Genomic DNA, 16,926 nt, shown 5'->3' on the forward strand with positions numbered 1-16,926 from the left:
TTTGTATAAATTTGCAACACATAAAGATACAACTTTCTTTTATACATACAAATTTTAAATATTCTGTTTTGATCACAAAAGAAAATATATTGGCGATCGCCAAGAAAACAATACTCTCTGAAAGTGAAGCAATTACAAAACTAATTGATTTTTTGGACGAAAATTTTTACGAAGCCGTCCAACGCATATACGAAACCAAAGGTCGTCTGATCGTTACAGGAATTGGAAAAAGCGCGATCATTGCTCAAAAAATGGTAGCTACTTTTAACTCAACCGGAACTCCTTCTATGTTTTTACACGCAGCAGAAGCAATTCACGGTGATTTAGGAATGGTACAAAACGACGATATCATTATCTGCATTTCTAAAAGCGGAAATAGTCCAGAAATTAAAGTTCTTGTTCCTTTATTAAAAAGGTTTGGAAACACTTTAATTGCCATTACAGGAAATACAACTTCATTTTTGGCAAAAGGCTCCGATTTGGTTTTAAATACAACTGTTGATACAGAAGCCTGCCCTATCAATTTAGCTCCTACAAATAGTACAACAGCACAGCTTGTAATGGGAGATGCATTGGCTGTTTGCTTAATGGAAATGCGTGATTTTAAACCCGAAGATTTTGCAGTTTATCATCCAGGAGGAGCTTTAGGAAAAAAATTACTGCTTAGAGTAAAAGATATGATTGAGCATTCATTAAAACCTGCAGTTACACCAGAAACTTCTATTAAAAAAGCAATTTTTGAAATTTCTGAAAAAAGATTAGGAGTTACAGCAGTAATTGAAGACAATAAAATTGTTGGAATTATTACTGATGGAGACATCCGAAGAATGCTAAACGACGTAGATACTATAGCAGACTTAACAGCAAAAGATATTATGTCTAAAAATCCAAAAGTAGTTTCCTCGGAAACTATGGCGGTTGACGCTTTAAATATTTTAGAAGATTTCTCGATTACACAATTAATCGTAGCCGACAATGGCGAATATAAAGGAGTATTACATTTACATGACATTTTAAAAGAAGGAATCGTATAATGGCAAAGAAAAACCTTGGCGAGATGTCATTTTTGGACCATCTTGAAGAACTTAGATGGTTATTAGTTAGAAGTACAATTGCAATATGTATTATGGCATTTGTCACTTATTTTATCAGTGATTATTTATTTGATCAGATTATTTTAGGGCCGATTAGGCCAACATTTTTTACCTACGTTTGGTTCTGTGATTTATCGCATTCATTAGGATTTGCAGACAGCATTTGTATTACTGAATTGAATTTTATCATTCAGAATACAGAAATGGAAGGGCAAGTAAATATTTTTGTATGGATGTGCCTTCTGGCAGGTTTTATCTTGAGTTTTCCCTATATTTTATGGGAAATCTGGAAGTTTATCAGTCCTGCTTTATATGAGAAAGAACGCAAAAATGCAAAAGTATTCATCTTTGTTTCTTCAATGCTTTTCTTCTTAGGCGTATTATTTGGCTATTTTGTAGTTATTCCGATGTCGGTTAATTTCGTTGCTACTTTCTCTGTGAGTGATGTTGTAAAAAATCAGTTTACACTAGAATCTTACATGGGAATGGTAAAAACAAGTATTTTGGGAAGTGCGATCTTTTTTGAGCTTCCAATTGCAATTTACTTCTTAACAAAATTAGGCTTAGTAACTCCTTCTTTTTTAAGAAAATATTGGAAATACGCCGTTGTAATTATTTTAATTATTGCTGCAATTGTAACTCCGCCAGACGTTGTGAGTCAAACTATTGTTGCAATTCCGATGCTAATCATTTACGAATTAAGTATCTGGATTTCGAAGATTGTGTATAAAAATAAAATGAAAGAAAATGTCTGATATAATTCAAGAATTTAATGACTATCGTTCTAAAATGAACGAAAAACTGCTTGCTGACAATAACAAAATTGTAAAGCGAATTTTTAATCTTGACACCAATGCTTATGCTGAAGGCGCTCTTGATGTAAAAACAAAAGAACTTTTAGGTTTAGTTGCATCAACTGTTTTGAGATGTGACGACTGTGTAAAATACCATTTAGAAACAAGTTATAAAGAAGGTGTTTCTAAAGAAGAAATGATGGAAGCAATGGGAATCGCAACTCTTGTTGGAGGAACAATTGTAATTCCACATTTAAGAAGAGCTTACGAATTTTGGGAAGCACTTGAAGAAGCTGGAAAATAAATAATTGTTAATACGTTTAACTGTTGAATCGTTTATTTGTTAATTTGCAACGAATAAACGATTTATCGATTAAACGATTAAACTTAAAAAATGAAATTAAGAGCCGATAATTTAATCAAAACCTATAAAGGACGTAGTGTTGTAAAAGGAATTTCTGTTGAAGTAAATCAAGGAGAAATCGTAGGGCTTTTGGGGCCAAATGGAGCTGGAAAAACAACGTCTTTTTACATGATTGTGGGATTAGTAAAACCAAATCAAGGAAACATTTATCTTGATGATTTGAATATTACCGATTACCCAATGTACAAACGTGCACAACAAGGAATTGGTTATTTGGCACAAGAAGCTTCTGTATTTAGAAAACTTAGCATTGAGGATAATATTCTTAGTGTACTGCAATTGACTAAACTTTCTAAAGAAGAGCAAATTGCTAAAATGGAAAGCTTAATTGAAGAATTCAGCTTAGAGCACATTCGTACTAACCGAGGAGATTTACTTTCTGGAGGTGAGCGCCGCCGTACCGAAATTGCACGCGCATTGGCAACCGATCCAAAGTTTATTTTATTGGATGAGCCTTTTGCGGGAGTTGACCCTGTTGCGGTTGAGGATATTCAGCGAATTGTTGCGCAATTAAAAAACAAAAATATCGGAATTTTAATTACCGATCACAACGTTCAGGAAACATTAGCAATTACTGATAAAACATACTTAATGTTTGAAGGAGGAATTCTAAAAGCAGGAATTCCAGAAGAATTGGTAGAAGACGAAATGGTTCGTCGTGTTTATCTTGGACAAAACTTCGAGCTACGTAAAAAGAAACTTGAATTTTAAGACAGTTATATATCAATGGTAAAAAGTAAAATTCTTTTTACCATTTTTTTTTAATCTAAGATTCTTAAAAAGTTGCAAATGAAATCAGAAAAACCAACTCAGGAAGATTACGACAACTGGCACAAAGACCCAAAAAATTGGTATTTCTTCAATAGCTTTTATTATAACCCAAAAGACAAAAGATTACTTCCTCCGAAAAAGATTCAATGGATGGGCTATACCGTAAATTTTGCCAATCCATATTCTGTAATGCTTTTATTGCCTTTTGTAATAATTGTTATTTTGGTTTTATGGAAATAGTTCTCGACAGAAACTAAAACTACTCAACAGTAATAAAATGCAATTGCTCTAAATCTCCATTGTAAATATTAACATCAACACGATGTTTTATTCCTGGCAGAGAAGCTTTTTCTGTAAATTGCCAGAACAACCAATCATCTTCAATTTTTTCTCTGTAGAAATTATAATTCGCAATCCAGAAAAGATATTCACTAAATTCTTCTTTTAAAAAATCAGAATAATATCGTTCTCCTGAATAAATTATTGGGCGAACTTGATAATGTTTTTCGACTTTATTCAACCAACGTTTCAATCCTTTTTTTAAACTATCTAAAGGCTGATTTTTAGGCAATTTTTCAATATCTAAAACTGGCGGAAGATCTCCTTTTTGCAATTTTACTGTTTTGATAAAAAGATCTGCCTGTTCAATAGAATTTTCGTTTGGACGATAATAATGATAAGCGCCGCGGATGATTTTATTCTCTTTTGCACCTTCCCAATTTCTTTTAAACTGTCTGTCTACGCGGTCGTTTCCTGCTGTTGCACGAATAAACACGAATTGAACAGGATATTTTTCATCCAAGATTTCGACTTCTTCCCAATCGACTTTTCCTTGAAATTCAGAAACGTCAATTCCAATTACTTTTCCTTTATGGTTTTCGAGAACACGAATGTTTCGAACATCAGAAAGATGTTTGTCTACCTCATCTTCATCTAAAACTCTTTCTGTTTTAAAACCTAAATAATAAGCAAGTCCTTTGCGATAATGATAAATTATCCCAATGAATAAAAGTCCGAAAAGAATCAATAAAAATGAACGAAAAAGCCTGCTTAGAAATGATCTTCCAGCGGGCTTTCTTGCATATGTTTTACGATAAGTCGTTTTTCTTGCCATTAAACAGATTTACTTTTTCAAGAAAAGATTATTGATAACTGACAACAATACATAAAAAGCAATAATTAGTGGAATTGCGATGTAATGAAGTAAAATAATCATCAATACCGAAATAACAAGAAACACAATTTGAAGGGCATTTTCTTTCAAACTGAATTTTTTAATTTTTAAAGCAAACAACGGAATCTCAGCATTCAAAATATAAGCACTACATAATGTTATAATCAACAAAACCCATTGATTGGTTAACAATTCAAGAATAAACAGTGACGATTCTGCATACATATCTAGAACAATTTGCAAACTAATAATAAAAAGAGCATTTGCTGGAGTTGGCAATCCGATGAAAGAATCTGTCTGACGAGTATCAATATTAAAATTAGCCAAACGATAACAAGATCCTAAAGTGATAATAAATCCTAAAAACGGAATTGCAGGGTGAGTTCCTAATTCATGACCGCTATGTACAAACATACTGTACATCACATATCCTGGAGCAACTCCGCTTGTTACCATATCTGCAAGAGAATCTAATTGCAATCCAAGCGGACTTGAAACTTTAAATAATCTAGCAAAAAAGCCGTCGAAGAAATCAAAAAAGATTCCTAAGCAAACCATGAAAAAAGCCATTAAATAATTGTTTTCGGAAATAAAGACAATTGCGACACAACCGCAGAAAAGATTAATTAATGTAATTAGATTTGGAATGTGTTTTTTAATATTCATAGCTTTAAATTTTGATAATGGCAGAGAACAAATTTAGTATAATAACTCGATGCAAAACGAGTTTTTTAGAGAGTTTTTTAATTCGAAGTATGACTTTGGGAATATTTAACTAAAGGAACTTATTAGATGAGTAAAATATTATATTTTTGATAAAAATTTTAAAACAGGCCTCGATCTGCAAAAACATATACGTTGAAGAAATATTTAGTGTTTTTATTATTTTGCAGCTGTACTTTTCAGTATGCACAAACCGTTCGAAAATACTCGAATGAATTTATGAATATTGGGGTCGATGCCGCAGCTCTTGGAATGGCAAGTGCTGTGACTGCCGCAACAAATGATGTAACGGCAGGTTACTGGAATCCGGCAGGTTTAACTCATCTTGAAGATCATCAAATTGCTTTAATGCATGCCAGCTACTTCGCCAATATTGCACAGTACGACTACATAGGTTACGCAAGTCCAATTGATGACAGAAGTGCTTGGGGAATTTCGATGATTCGTTTTGGAGTAGACGATATTATGGACACCACGCAGTTAATCGATAATCAAGGAAATATTGATTATAACAGAATCAGCTTGTTCTCTACGGCAGATTATGGCTTTACTTTTTCTTATGCTCGAAAATTGCCTGTTGATGGATTTCAATATGGTGTAAATGCAAAAGTAATTCGAAGAATAATTGGGAAATTTGCCAATTCTTGGGGATTTGGATTTGATATCGGACTTCAGTTTGAAAGAAATGACTGGAAATTTGGTTTAATGCTTCGCGATATTACCACAACTTACAATGTTTGGAATATTGATGAAGAAGAATATGCTAAAATTGCAAATGCAATTCCGGGAGAAAACAACGAATTGCCGGAAAGTACAGAAATAACATTGCCAAAAGCTCAATTAGGAGTTTCAAAAAGATTTGATTTCCATAACGAATGTAGTCTTGTCACTTCTGCAAATTTAAATATGCGCTTTGAGCAGACAAATGATATTATTTCATCAAAAGCTGTAAGTATAGACCCAGCTCTAGGGTTTGAATTTGGTTATACCGATTTAGTTTTCGTAAGAGCTGGAGCAGGAAATTTTCAGAATGTAACACAATTAGATAATACCGAAAAAATAAACTTTCAGCCTAATATTGGCTTAGGGTTTAGATATAAAGGCATACAGATTGATTATGCTTTAACCGATTTAGGAAATCAAAGTACCGCTTTGTATTCTAATATTTTTTCGTTAAAAGTAGATTTGGGTATCTTTAGATAATTTCGAAACCACAAAACATTTAAAATTTTAAATCATGAAAACTCTCATGTCCAAAAAAGCACTTTTAATTTTATTATTCTTATCAAGTTTTATTGGTGTCAGCCAAAGTTTAGCTTTATCGAAAGATGCCAAAATAAGTATTTTGACCTGCGGACTTGGAAACGAAACTTATTCTTATTTCGGACATACGGGAATTAGAGTTTTAGATCCCGTAAACAATTTTGATGTTGTTTACAATTATGGAACTTTTGATTTTAGAACTCCAAATTTTGTTTTAAAGTTTGCTAAAGGAGATTTGCAATATTTTGCAACTGTACATTCATTTGCTGATTTTTTTAATGAATACACTTACGAAAAAAGAAGTATTTATGAGCAGGAATTACTGATCTCTCAAGATTTAAAACAAAAACTTTTTGACCAGTTAAATGCCGTTTTAGATTCTGAAGAACGTTATTATACTTATAAATTCATCGATAAAAACTGTACTTCGATGGTTGTAGATGTAGTGAATAAAACTTTAGGCAGAGATGTTATTGTAAAAACACAAGACACAGACAAAACATATCGTTCTATCCTATTTCCTTATTTTGATGGCCATTTCTACGATCAGTTGGGAACAAGTATTATTTTTGGAACGAAAGTCGATCAAATGGGAACAAGAATTTTTCTTCCTTTTGAATTGAAAAATAGTTTAGACAAAACAAGTTTTCAAAATAAACCCTTAGCGGCAAAAAGCAAAACACTATTAGAGTTTGCAAAAGAAACACCAAAATCTTGGTGGAATAACATTTACACTTATCTCTTTATCTTGCTTTTTGTAATCTTTGCAAGAAACAAAACGGTAGATAAAATCTACTTTGTGATTTTATCTCTTATTGGGATATTCTTCGTTATTATGGGATTTTATTCTTTTCACCAAGAATTGGCGATGAATTACAATGTTCTATTATTTAGTCCATTTTTATTGGTTTTGGTTTTGTTTTCTATTTTCAAAAACAAATTATGGACTTATAGATTTTCGCTAATCAATTTTGTGTTTTTAGTGATTTACTTTCTATTTTTGATTAACAAGGCGCATTTCTTTATCACTTTACCATTAATCATTACGAGCGGGGTGGTTTTAGTGCGAACAGCAATTCGTAACAAAAAACCTATTCCAATTATAATCTAAAAAAATTATTGCCCTCTGTAGAATAAAACCGTTGTAATGGTTTTGAAAGTGATGCTTAAATCAAGAAAAACACTTCTGTGCTTGATGTAGTATAGATCGTATTGAAGCTTAATCAAACTTTCGTCTATAGATTCTCCATAAGAATAATTTACCTGCGCCCAGCCCGTAAGTCCAGGTTTAATTACATGGCGTGTTTCATAAAAAGGCATTACTGCGGCGATTTCTTCGACAAAAAATGGTCGCTCAGGTCTTGGCCCTATTACTCCCATATCTCCTTTTAAAACATTAATAAATTGAGGCAATTCATCAATTCTTGACTTTCGCATGAATTTACCAAACGGAGTAATTCTTTTATCATTATGACTAGCGAAAACAGCTCCATTGGCTTCTGAATTCTCTGTCATGGTTCTAAACTTATAAATCTCAAAAATGATTCCATTCTTCCCTACTCTTTCTTGAGTATAAAAAAGACTCCCTTTATTTGCGAAGATGTTACAAAGAAAAATTATTGGGATAAAAAATAGGGAAATTAATAGCCCTAAAATAGAAAACATGATTTCTATAAGTCGAACAAAAGACAAATAAAGCTTATTACTATTGCTTCTGCTGAAAGGAAAAAATCTATAAAAATCTCTTTCTATATGATGAACGGGGATTCTTTGCGTTTTACTTTCGTAAACTTGAGTGTATTCTCGTATAATAATTCCTTTTTCTAATAAATGAAGCAATTGCTGATATAAATCTGGAGTAATACCATCTGTATTCTGAGAAGCAATAATAATTTCTGAAATATGGTTCGTTGATACAAAATGTTCTAAATCGTCCTTTTTTATTTCTTTTACGTAATGAAAATCTAAATTTTCATCTGCAATAGAATCGGAGTTTACAAAACCAATAATTTTATAATGCGGATCGACATTCTCCAATCCTAAAACCAGTTTTTCAACTTCATTTTGATCACAAATCAAAACGACATTTTGAGAAAATCTATGAGAAGCTAAAAAGTAGCAGTAAAACAAACGCCATAATAGTAATGTAATTAATATTGTGAAATAAAATATTAATATTACAACTCTTTGTTTCGGAAGTAAGGGAGAAAGAACTGGCGTAAATAAATAGGCCAAAACAGTAGCGGTAGCAGTAAAAATAACATTTTGAAGAATCTGAAGATGATTACTTGCTATCTGTAAATTATATATTTCGAATATTACGCCAAAAATGTAAAGATACACTATTAATAAAACAATACTTAAAGAACTATTTATTCCAAAATCAAAATAATGATACTCAAATATTGAACTTAATAGATATAAAGCGGATAAAACAAATACAGCATCAAAAGAAAGAAGTAATATTCTCCTTTCCGAAATTTCGAAATGCATTTTCTTTTTTGACAACATTATTTTTCAGTTTGTTAGGGGCTTAAACTTGAGGCAAATGTATTATAAAAATTGAATTTAGCTAATTTGCTTCTCCTGTTTTTTCAGGAATTTTTATTTGTACTGAAAGAAGACTTAATGCATATATAAATGCAGGAGCTGCGGTTCGCATAGCAGCGTGATTTATCGTAAGAAACCAAAAAACAAAAAATGAGAAAAAATATATATGTTGTTTATTATTAATATATAATGTGAAGGGTGTGATAAGAAGAATCAAGAATGCAAAAATTCCGAACAAACCATGTTCACTAAACATTCTGGTTATTTCATTGTGTGATGCAACTTCTTCATGTGTAATTAGAGCTCTCTCATACTTACTCATTCCAGCACCTACGCCAAAGATTGGATTATCAATAAAAATATCTGTCTCTTGATTCATAATCTCTTCTCTACCTCCTAAACGATCTTTTTTCTCACGTCCTCTCGCATCTTTATTAGCATAACGTTTTTCAATAAGACCGTGAGTTTGAAACGAACTATAAAACCATATTCCTGTGCCAATTAAAATCGTCAGAACAAATACGAAACTAAATTTTCTTTTTCCTTCAGCATTAGAAAAATAATATAAAACGGCAAAAAGACATGCAATCATAGCGGCTGCTGTAATAATTCCTCCTCTCGAAAAAGTAACAATTCCTCGATAACTGATAAAAATAAATAGCCCTCCGTTAATTAACAATTGTAATCTAGACTTAGAAAAAAGCACTAATTGTGTAAAAAAAACGAACATTCCAAGACCTAAAATTGTAGAAACCTGATTTGGACCAAAACCTCCTGAAGTTTCAAAATTTGATTGAGTCCCCGTTACAACATCCTTAATATTCGGTGTATATAAAAACAAATAAACTGTAGTAGTAACTATTGGCAATCCTAATGAAATTAAAATATTCTGAAGTTTATCAAATGTAATTCTTCTTTTAAACATATAAACAGCACAAATAGCCAAACACAAGGGACCAGACAAATTAAAAACTAAAACTTTTTTAACATCTACATTAAAAGTAGCTTCGCTAGTGGTTACAAAAATTGCCGGAATTAAAAAAATTATGTAAATAAAATATATAAATGCATTTTTAGAAAAATTGCTATAAATCATTCCATAAAGCATAAAAGCCATTACGGAAAACTTTACATATTCATTATTAAAATTACCTGCTGTCATACGAAGAAAAACCTCAGCACCTACTAGGTATGCACTAACAAACAGTGCTTCGTTATTTCTGTTTTCGTTTCTAGTGATTACAATAAACCCTATTAAAACAATCAATAAAGCATATATTTTTGATAAAAAAGGAATAACAAAAATAATTAATGCTATTAATGCATGAAAAACGATTATGGCTAAATAACTAAGTTTTTTATTTTTCATTATAAAATATTTACTTCGTAATGGTCGTTAAAGGTTTCAACCATGTCATGTATTCTTTTAAAATTGATTTTTCACCGAAATTTCTTTTTACATAAAAATTCAGCTGTTTTCCTAATGATTTACGAATATGTTGATTCTCAATCAATATTTGAACTGAATTTATAAATTGCCCTAAATTATTAGAATCAATTATCAAGCCCTCTTTAGATGAGGGAATGACTTTTGAAATTTCGCCAACATTGGTTGCCACAACTGGTAAATTAGCTAGTCCGTATTCTAAAACAGCCAAAGGTAGTCCTTCTGAAAGAGAAGTTAAAACTGCTATTTCGCTCTGCTTTAACAATTCCTGAACGTTATTCACTGCTCCGTAAAAAAATACCGTTTCAGAAAGCCCTTTTTTTCTAACCAATTCTAATAGATTAGCGCTGTAGGAATCATTAAAGTCTTTGCCTATTAAATGAAAAGTCCACTCTGGAAATTTTTCATTAATTTCCTTTGCACCATTAATCAATAATTCATGGTTTTTTTGGGGGCGCAAATTTGCAACACAAATTATTCTTTGGCCATCATTTCCTTTTAACTGAAAATCATCAAAAAAAACAGCTGATTTGATTATAAAGTTTGGAAAATAAATAAGGTTTTTACAATTCAAATAATTTCGAGCCCATTTTTGTAAAGAATCGTTTACAGAAATAATTCCTGAAAAAAGAAAAGATGAAAATTTTAATGTCAAGTTTTTTCGTAATGCAAGATTTTGTGAAATCCCATAGTGATCATGCCAGATTATTTTAATCCATGGCATTGTTATTTTTACTAAAACTGCAATAAAAAATGAAGAGCTGTGTGCATGAATAAAATCTACTTTATTTTTTTTCAGATAATTTCTTAATCTAAAGATTGCAATTAAATCTATAGTAGATTTTCTCTTCAAGAATAAATATGTGACTTTTTGATCTATATGATCTAAAAGTAAACCCTCATTTCTTGTAGAGACTAATCCTGAAAATTCAATTTTGTTAGCAAGTGAATTTGCATAATTTATAGCCATACGTTCTGCACCACCAACCTCTAAAGAATCTATAATTTGTACAATTCTCATTTTATCAGCAATTTTTCGATTTCTTTTTCAAAAACATCTGTAGTAAAATTGCGTGACCACTCCATCGCTATTTTACTTTTCTCTATATACGCCCTTTGGTTCATTATTAAATCTCCTATCTGCTCAGTATCTTTATCCAAATTCAGATCAAGGAGAGTTCCACGTTTACCAAAATCTAACATATAAGGAACACATGACACTTTTGTTGCTATTGGGATACATCCCCAAAACATCCCTTCTGCTATGGCTTTGGGCCACCCTTCGCTTTTTGAAGGCAGAATGACAAAATGACTTTTTTGATAAGCTGCTTTTAAAGCTTCTCTATTCTGATTTCCTTTTATAATGATATATTCATGTAATTTATACATTTTAATATAACCTTCTAGAGAATCTCTCTCTACACCATCTCCATACAAATCTAGAGTCACATTATACCCCGCTGTTACTAATCTCTCAATTAATTTGATAGCATATAAAGGATTTTTACCTGACACTAAACTTCCAACAAAAACAACTTTAGTTCCGTTCGTAAAATCAGCTTTTTCAACATTGGTCTTTTCTAATTCTGAGTAAGTTGCTGTAAAAAATGATTTTGTATTCTTTGATTGATTTTCCCAATATCCATATACTAAAACCTTCATGTTTCTTGTTAGAAATGTATTATTAAGAATCCATTTTTGCATCTGGTAGCTCCAAGGTTGTTTATTTTTAGAATCCCAATTTCCAGCATATTTTGCTGTCTTAATTTTATTTGGAAAAAGAATCTGAACAAAGCAGCCTATTAGCCCCATGTTTCCTGGGCATCTTAAATGAATATGATCTGCCTCTTTCATTGCCCAAAATATCTTCCAAAAAATAACAGGTAATTTAAAAATTGATGTGATAATATTTTTTAGATTAATAAAACTAAAATCAGGAACTACTTTAAAATTTATTCTATCGTGTTGATACGAAATGTCTATTGGAGTTATTTCCCGATTTCTTAATGGAGCTACAATAATAACCTCATCAACATATTTCAGCCAAATATTCATTTCTTGAACATACGGCGAGTATCCCAAATATTCATTGTTTTTGTATACATGAGATACATGAGTTATAATAACAAATTTAACTGAGTTCAATCTTGGTATTTTTTTCTACTATTGTTAGAATTCTTTTAATATAATTTTTAGGATGCAAATAACTCTCACTCCAAAGTAAATTATTTTGACCCATTTCTAGATATTTCTTTCCAGAAAGCAAATATTCTATCTTTTCTGGCAATTCTTGATAAGCGCTTCGGTTACTAAGCTTTTCGTAATTAACGTGCTCGTGAAAATCATCGACAGCAATGTTGAGAGGAGTTGAAATTACAGCCTTTCCAAACAATAAATATTCTCCAATTTTCCAGCCTGGAGTATCTTTAAGTCCATCATCTGCTACACAAACATTAAATTTACTCAACATGTTAAAATAATTATTTTTATTTGAATGTTTCGCGTCTAATAGTAAATCAGGTGCTAGTTCTGCTGCTAATTGATCTGCAAGCAGCCCAACCGAAGCATTTTTAAATTCTTTCTTTAACAAACGACAAGCGTTAATTCTAAATTCGTTTTGAAATTTTCTACGTTCTTTTTCATCAGTATCCGCATGATTGTTTGGGTTCCATAATCGCGTATGAAAAATTATATTACCTCCAAAATCTTCTACTTTCTTCGGATATCTTTTAAAATCTAAAATAGCATGGGAAGAGTTTGTGAATAATGAAAACAAATCCATCGCCCTAATTATTTCTGTTCTACTATTTTTATTAAATAGTATATCCAAACTTAAATTCATTACCAATAAATGGCTCTTATACGACAATGAAAGATTAAAATTTAAAGGATAAATATTCTTCTCATGATTTTCCTCTCGAAGTGATCTCTTAAAATAATAGTCGTACAAATTAGCCGAGTCTATAAACTCTGGGGCATCAGAATAATCGAAAAAAATACGTTTATTATCAATATTCAATATTGCGCCACTATGAGCTACTCGTTCATTTCTAACTATATTAACTGTTGTTCTTTCGTTTTTACAATAATAAAAATAGGAATATATCAGCTGATTTAAATGAGGTACCCAAGATGATATTTCTAATTTCATATGTATTTTTTCTTTAAATAAATTGCTTATTTTTTTTATAATGGTCTATCAAAAAACAAACTAAACCATCCAATTGTTCTGCCAATAGCTTCAGTAAAAGGAGTTTTTTTATTTTTTTCGGTCAAGGCATTTGTAAATCGAATCAAAGTCAATAAAATTGTAATTGCATTCCATTTCAATCGATCTTTAATTTTTGGATTTGGATTTTTTATTCTCCACACATACCAGCCATTTCGAACAACCATTTTGCCATATTTATATTGATTTGGTCTTCCGGCTACGTCATGAAAATGACTTAATTTTGCATTTGTATTAATTACATTTTTACCAAATTGCTGTGCTCTCAAACTAAAATCGGCATCTTCATATAAGCCATATCCCTCAAAGAATTTAGAGAATTTTATTTCATTAAAAACCTTTTTCCTAAAAGACATTGACATCCCAATCAATAAATCAACTTCATAAATTTTACCCGTCATAGGAAATCCACAAGTTCTTCCGTGTGAATATAGTGGCATTCGCCCAGGCTCTAAATTAGACGCAAGTCTAAAATAATTTCTAGCAATATTTCTCAGACCTTCTGGATAAAAATATCCTTCAAACAAATAATACTTTTTAGTGTTATAAACGCTACTTTCTTTTTGTACTTGCCATTTATTTTCATTAATAGCTACTCCACCAACACCAACAATTTCATTATTATCTTGAAATGTTTTTACAATTTCGGCAAAATAATCAGGTTCTAAAATGGTATCGTCATCAAGAAAACATACTATTTCAGATTCAAGATTTACTTTAGAAATTCCAAAATTGCGTTGTTTAGTTAATCCTCTGTCATCATCTTTAACTTTAAAATATTTTAGTTTTTCAAAAGTATTTTTTTGAAAAAAAGTATTAGTTTCATCATTTGTTGAACCATCGACAATTAAGATTTCATCAGGATATAAAGTCTGATGTTTTACTGACTGAAGCAATTTACAGAGTGCCTCTGCGCGCATGTATGTACATATTATTAATGAAAAACGCATCTTCGAATTATACTTTTAAGACAAGCAGAATATTTCCCGCAGTCAGTTCTTCATCAGAATATTTACTAAAATCTTCATGAAGTTTTACCTTTTTAAACAAATCATATTTTTCAGTTCCTTTCTGTAAACTTTCGTAATCCAGATACAAAATTTCATAATCATATTTCTTAAATATCTCTATAAATTGAGGTAATCTTAATCTGTTATGATAATCAAATTTAGTTCTAATTTTATCCCAATCTGTTTCACTATATTGCAAAAAATCTTGTAGTGCCAAAGAACTATCTCCATGCTGTCTTAAATCGCTTGGGGAAATAAAATGAACTATCAACGAATCTTTTTTAAGTTGCGTTTTCATTTTTTTATGTAAAATATCAACATCGTTTTCCTTCATATGTGACAATACATATCTTGAAAAAACAAAATCAACTTCTGGAAAATCTTGGTTTATAATATTATAATTCGGAAAATATTCTACATCAACAGGAAGTCCGTATTTATTATGCAATTCGGGAATTACAGTAACATCATAATTTTTCGAAAAAAGACCATTCAATTCTAAAACAGTTTCTTTTTTAAAATGTTTATTAATATCAATTGTTATTACTTTTTCGGCTTCAAATTTATATTTAAAAAAATATGGCATTGTAGGAAACCATCCTGAACCAATTTCAAAAACTGTTTTGTTTTTTAAATCAATATTTAAATCTTTTAAAACTTTAAAAAGTCTTAAATAAGTTGGCTCAACACTCTTGAAACGATTCTCTAAAGTAGATTTATCAAAAAAACTCTGAATTTTATGATAGCAATAATCGTCTATTTTATTGGGCAGTAAGGCTATTGTCTTAAACAAAAATGTCTTTATTTTATGATTCATTTATTCTTAGTTTAATTTTCTCATGTCTAAAATCGAATTCATTTCTGCAAATAGATCACCATTTTGATCAATATTTAAAACAATTGTTTCGAAGTTTTTCCAATATTCAATAAGTTCTGTTAATGTCGGATTCCAAATTTCTTTGTTTCTGATTTTTTCTCCTAAAAATTTAAAATTATCAGATACCTTAATATCAATGGTTTTAGGATCCGAAAATAATCGTCCTTTATGATATTCCATTGGTACAGAAAAATAAGTATGCGCTATAAAAATACCTTTTTCATTAATAAGCGTTTCAAGATTATTTTTAGATAAAGATTTTTGAAAATCAAGCATTTCTAAAGTTTGAAAAATATAAAACTCTTTTTCTGCAATTTTATGTTTAAAAACAATAGGCGAATATTTTGCCAACTTATAAGGTTTGTTTTTAGAGGTATTCCAAGATAAAAGTATTGAAAAAATAGACAATCCAAGATCAAAAGAATTTTTAAGAAAAGGTAAAACAAACTTTATCTTTTTTTGAAAAACAATCTTCTTAAAATTACCCGCAACACTTTTATATTTTATAATCATATCTTCATCATTGTAATAATGAAAGACAATGTTTTTAATCATCATCTGGATTTTTTTTACAAAATCCAAATTTTTATTTCCTTTTAAAAAACCTCCTAATGTAAAATGTCGAGAATTTAATTGATTAATAACTCCACTCGTGGAAGTTCCTGAATCTATATAATTCCAAAGCGTATTGATATTTTTATCGCTTAACGTTTTTTCAAACTCTTTATCGCTCAGCCTATTTTGCTTTAAAAGAGAAAAATTATACGGCTGATATCCATGATCAATCCATACTTTTATATCCTTTAAGGGTGGAACAAATGCCGCAAAATCTTCAAAACTCCCAGCTTCGTTTTTTATGGATTGCGAAAGGGAATGATAACACAATTCATGTCCATCGTTTTCCCATTTCAAAAGTTCTTCTTTATCATTTTGAAATGAAGCATTATCAGCACGTTTCGAAAAATGATTTAAGAAAAAACCTTTTGTAATTTTTATTCGATTTTCTTTGAAAAACATTCTTTGTAACGAAAGATTTTCTGCAGTATCAAAATCACAATGATCCGTAAAACAAGCTATAGCAGTAAACGGATATTTAGATCTGCTGAACTCCAAAGCGAGATATTTAGGAAATAAAAGAGCTGGATGTTCTGGGAAATCAAAATTCTTTTTAGACGATTCCAAAACTTTTCTATTAGAATTTCCTGAATAAACAGTGATCGGTTGCGAAAAATCAGGATTGAAACGCCAAAGTAAAACATTATTTCTTTTTTTACTTATTTCCCAAATTCCAAAATGAATATTACTTTGAACCAATTGTCCGTTTTGAAGTTTTATTATTTTAGGACAAAATTGGTTTGCAATTCTATCTTCGTCACATTTTACCCATTTATAATCATGATTTCTAAATTCGAGAATAGGCTGTTCAAATACAATTTCAATATCAAAAGAGTAATGTTCAGAAAGATTTATTTTGGTAAGGTCAATGCTCAATTTATGTTTTTGATTTTCATCAAAAGCATAAATCTGTTTTATTGCATTACTATTTATTGAAATCGATTTTATCAATTTA

Annotated in this window: 17 protein-coding genes; 7 read left to right on the forward strand and 10 right to left on the reverse strand. The window is 30.5% G+C overall.

Going from position 1 to position 16,926, the window contains the following annotated elements:
• The first annotated feature begins 68 nt into the window (after window positions 1-68).
• The 5 genes from JC605_RS18975 to JC605_RS18995 all read left to right on the forward strand — a co-directional run bounded on the left by JC605_RS18975 (window position 69) and on the right by JC605_RS18995 (window position 3,323).
• Window positions 69-1,034 carry an SIS domain-containing protein gene (locus JC605_RS18975; protein ID WP_198857705.1) on the forward strand — a complete coding sequence of 322 codons (966 nt, stop codon included), beginning with the start codon at window positions 69-71 and terminating at the stop codon, window positions 1,032-1,034.
• Window positions 1,034-1,849 carry a twin-arginine translocase subunit TatC gene (tatC, locus tag JC605_RS18980; protein ID WP_198857706.1) on the forward strand — a complete coding sequence of 272 codons (816 nt, stop codon included), beginning with the start codon at window positions 1,034-1,036 and terminating at the stop codon, window positions 1,847-1,849. The genes JC605_RS18975 and tatC overlap by 1 nt, the downstream gene beginning before the upstream one ends.
• Window positions 1,842-2,192, forward strand: coding sequence for a carboxymuconolactone decarboxylase family protein (locus JC605_RS18985; protein ID WP_144217757.1), 351 nt, complete (start codon window positions 1,842-1,844; stop codon window positions 2,190-2,192). The genes tatC and JC605_RS18985 overlap by 8 nt, the downstream gene beginning before the upstream one ends.
• Before the next feature lie 90 nt (window positions 2,193-2,282).
• The gene (gene lptB / locus JC605_RS18990) at window positions 2,283-3,023 is read left to right on the forward strand and encodes an LPS export ABC transporter ATP-binding protein (protein ID WP_026982881.1); all 741 of its coding nucleotides are present in this window, start codon (window positions 2,283-2,285) and stop codon (window positions 3,021-3,023) included.
• Between the two features lie 78 nt (window positions 3,024-3,101).
• The gene (locus JC605_RS18995) at window positions 3,102-3,323 is read left to right on the forward strand and encodes a DUF5808 domain-containing protein (RefSeq protein WP_198857707.1); all 222 of its coding nucleotides are present in this window, start codon (window positions 3,102-3,104) and stop codon (window positions 3,321-3,323) included.
• Between the two features lie 19 nt (window positions 3,324-3,342).
• On the opposite strand, the gene JC605_RS19000 is transcribed toward JC605_RS18995, so the two are convergent.
• The gene (locus JC605_RS19000; protein WP_198857708.1) at window positions 3,343-4,197 is read right to left on the reverse strand and encodes a glycoside hydrolase family 25 protein; all 855 of its coding nucleotides are present in this window, start codon (window positions 4,195-4,197) and stop codon (window positions 3,343-3,345) included.
• A gap of 9 nt (window positions 4,198-4,206) precedes the next feature.
• The gene (locus JC605_RS19005; protein WP_198857709.1) at window positions 4,207-4,923 is read right to left on the reverse strand and encodes a phosphatidylcholine/phosphatidylserine synthase; all 717 of its coding nucleotides are present in this window, start codon (window positions 4,921-4,923) and stop codon (window positions 4,207-4,209) included.
• 276 nt (window positions 4,924-5,199) lie between these two features.
• On the opposite strand from JC605_RS19005, the gene JC605_RS19010 reads away from it, so the two are divergent.
• Window positions 5,200-6,183, forward strand: a complete 984-nt coding sequence (locus JC605_RS19010; RefSeq protein WP_198857851.1) for a PorV/PorQ family protein — start codon at window positions 5,200-5,202, stop codon at window positions 6,181-6,183.
• 34 nt (window positions 6,184-6,217) lie between these two features.
• Window positions 6,218-7,354 carry a DUF4105 domain-containing protein gene (locus JC605_RS19015; RefSeq protein WP_198857710.1) on the forward strand — a complete coding sequence of 379 codons (1,137 nt, stop codon included), beginning with the start codon at window positions 6,218-6,220 and terminating at the stop codon, window positions 7,352-7,354.
• Window positions 7,355-7,359: 5 nt separating this feature from the next.
• On the opposite strand, the gene JC605_RS19020 is transcribed toward JC605_RS19015, so the two are convergent.
• From JC605_RS19020 to JC605_RS19055, 8 genes are all read right to left on the reverse strand, one after another.
• Window positions 7,360-8,754, reverse strand: coding sequence for a sugar transferase (locus JC605_RS19020; protein ID WP_198857711.1), 1,395 nt, complete (start codon window positions 8,752-8,754; stop codon window positions 7,360-7,362).
• 61 nt (window positions 8,755-8,815) lie between these two features.
• Entirely contained in the window at window positions 8,816-10,162 is a 1,347-nt protein-coding gene (locus tag JC605_RS19025; RefSeq protein ID WP_198857712.1) for an O-antigen ligase, read from the reverse strand.
• A 10-nt stretch (window positions 10,163-10,172) separates the two neighbouring features.
• Window positions 10,173-11,261, reverse strand: a complete 1,089-nt coding sequence (locus JC605_RS19030) for a glycosyltransferase (protein WP_198857713.1) — start codon at window positions 11,259-11,261, stop codon at window positions 10,173-10,175.
• Window positions 11,258-12,385: a glycosyltransferase gene (locus tag JC605_RS19035; protein WP_233074173.1), complete on the reverse strand. Its 1,128-nt coding sequence runs from the start codon at window positions 12,383-12,385 to the stop codon at window positions 11,258-11,260. Before JC605_RS19035 ends, JC605_RS19030 begins: the two co-directional genes overlap by 4 nt.
• Window positions 12,372-13,391 carry a hypothetical protein gene (locus JC605_RS19040; protein ID WP_198857714.1) on the reverse strand — a complete coding sequence of 340 codons (1,020 nt, stop codon included), beginning with the start codon at window positions 13,389-13,391 and terminating at the stop codon, window positions 12,372-12,374. The genes JC605_RS19035 and JC605_RS19040 overlap by 14 nt, the downstream gene beginning before the upstream one ends.
• Before the next feature lie 35 nt (window positions 13,392-13,426).
• Window positions 13,427-14,419, reverse strand: coding sequence for a glycosyltransferase family 2 protein (locus JC605_RS19045; protein ID WP_198857715.1), 993 nt, complete (start codon window positions 14,417-14,419; stop codon window positions 13,427-13,429).
• Window positions 14,420-14,426: 7 nt separating this feature from the next.
• Window positions 14,427-15,296, reverse strand: coding sequence for a hypothetical protein (locus JC605_RS19050; RefSeq protein ID WP_198857716.1), 870 nt, complete (start codon window positions 15,294-15,296; stop codon window positions 14,427-14,429).
• A 6-nt stretch (window positions 15,297-15,302) separates the two neighbouring features.
• Window positions 15,303-16,922 carry a hypothetical protein gene (locus tag JC605_RS19055; RefSeq protein WP_198857717.1) on the reverse strand — a complete coding sequence of 540 codons (1,620 nt, stop codon included), beginning with the start codon at window positions 16,920-16,922 and terminating at the stop codon, window positions 15,303-15,305.
• Between the last annotated feature and the right edge of the window lie 4 nt (window positions 16,923-16,926).

The sequence above is a fragment of the Flavobacterium sp. IB48 genome (assembly GCF_016405855.1).
Classification (GTDB): domain Bacteria; phylum Bacteroidota; class Bacteroidia; order Flavobacteriales; family Flavobacteriaceae; genus Flavobacterium; species Flavobacterium ginsengisoli.

Bases quoted from the DNA above. Each gene is read 5' to 3' on its own strand.
- JC605_RS19010 (WP_198857851.1), top strand. From the start codon at position 5,200: ATGAATATTGGGGTCGATGCCGCAGCTCTTGGAATGGCAAGTGCTGTG.
- JC605_RS19020 (WP_198857711.1), bottom strand. From the start codon at position 8,754: ATGTTGTCAAAAAAGAAAATGCATTTCGAAATTTCGGAAAGGAGAATA.
- JC605_RS19025 (WP_198857712.1), bottom strand. From the start codon at position 10,162: ATGAAAAATAAAAAACTTAGTTATTTAGCCATAATCGTTTTTCATGCA.
- JC605_RS19005 (WP_198857709.1), bottom strand. From the start codon at position 4,923: ATGAATATTAAAAAACACATTCCAAATCTAATTACATTAATTAATCTT.
- JC605_RS19000 (WP_198857708.1), bottom strand. From the start codon at position 4,197: ATGGCAAGAAAAACGACTTATCGTAAAACATATGCAAGAAAGCCCGCT.
- tatC (WP_198857706.1), top strand. From the start codon at position 1,034: ATGGCAAAGAAAAACCTTGGCGAGATGTCATTTTTGGACCATCTTGAA.
- JC605_RS18995 (WP_198857707.1), top strand. From the start codon at position 3,102: ATGAAATCAGAAAAACCAACTCAGGAAGATTACGACAACTGGCACAAA.
- JC605_RS19040 (WP_198857714.1), bottom strand. From the start codon at position 13,391: ATGAAATTAGAAATATCATCTTGGGTACCTCATTTAAATCAGCTGATA.
- JC605_RS19015 (WP_198857710.1), top strand. From the start codon at position 6,218: ATGAAAACTCTCATGTCCAAAAAAGCACTTTTAATTTTATTATTCTTA.
- JC605_RS19050 (WP_198857716.1), bottom strand. From the start codon at position 15,296: ATGAATCATAAAATAAAGACATTTTTGTTTAAGACAATAGCCTTACTG.
- JC605_RS19045 (WP_198857715.1), bottom strand. From the start codon at position 14,419: ATGCGTTTTTCATTAATAATATGTACATACATGCGCGCAGAGGCACTC.
- JC605_RS18985 (WP_144217757.1), top strand. From the start codon at position 1,842: ATGTCTGATATAATTCAAGAATTTAATGACTATCGTTCTAAAATGAAC.
- JC605_RS19030 (WP_198857713.1), bottom strand. From the start codon at position 11,261: ATGAGAATTGTACAAATTATAGATTCTTTAGAGGTTGGTGGTGCAGAA.
- lptB (WP_026982881.1), top strand. From the start codon at position 2,283: ATGAAATTAAGAGCCGATAATTTAATCAAAACCTATAAAGGACGTAGT.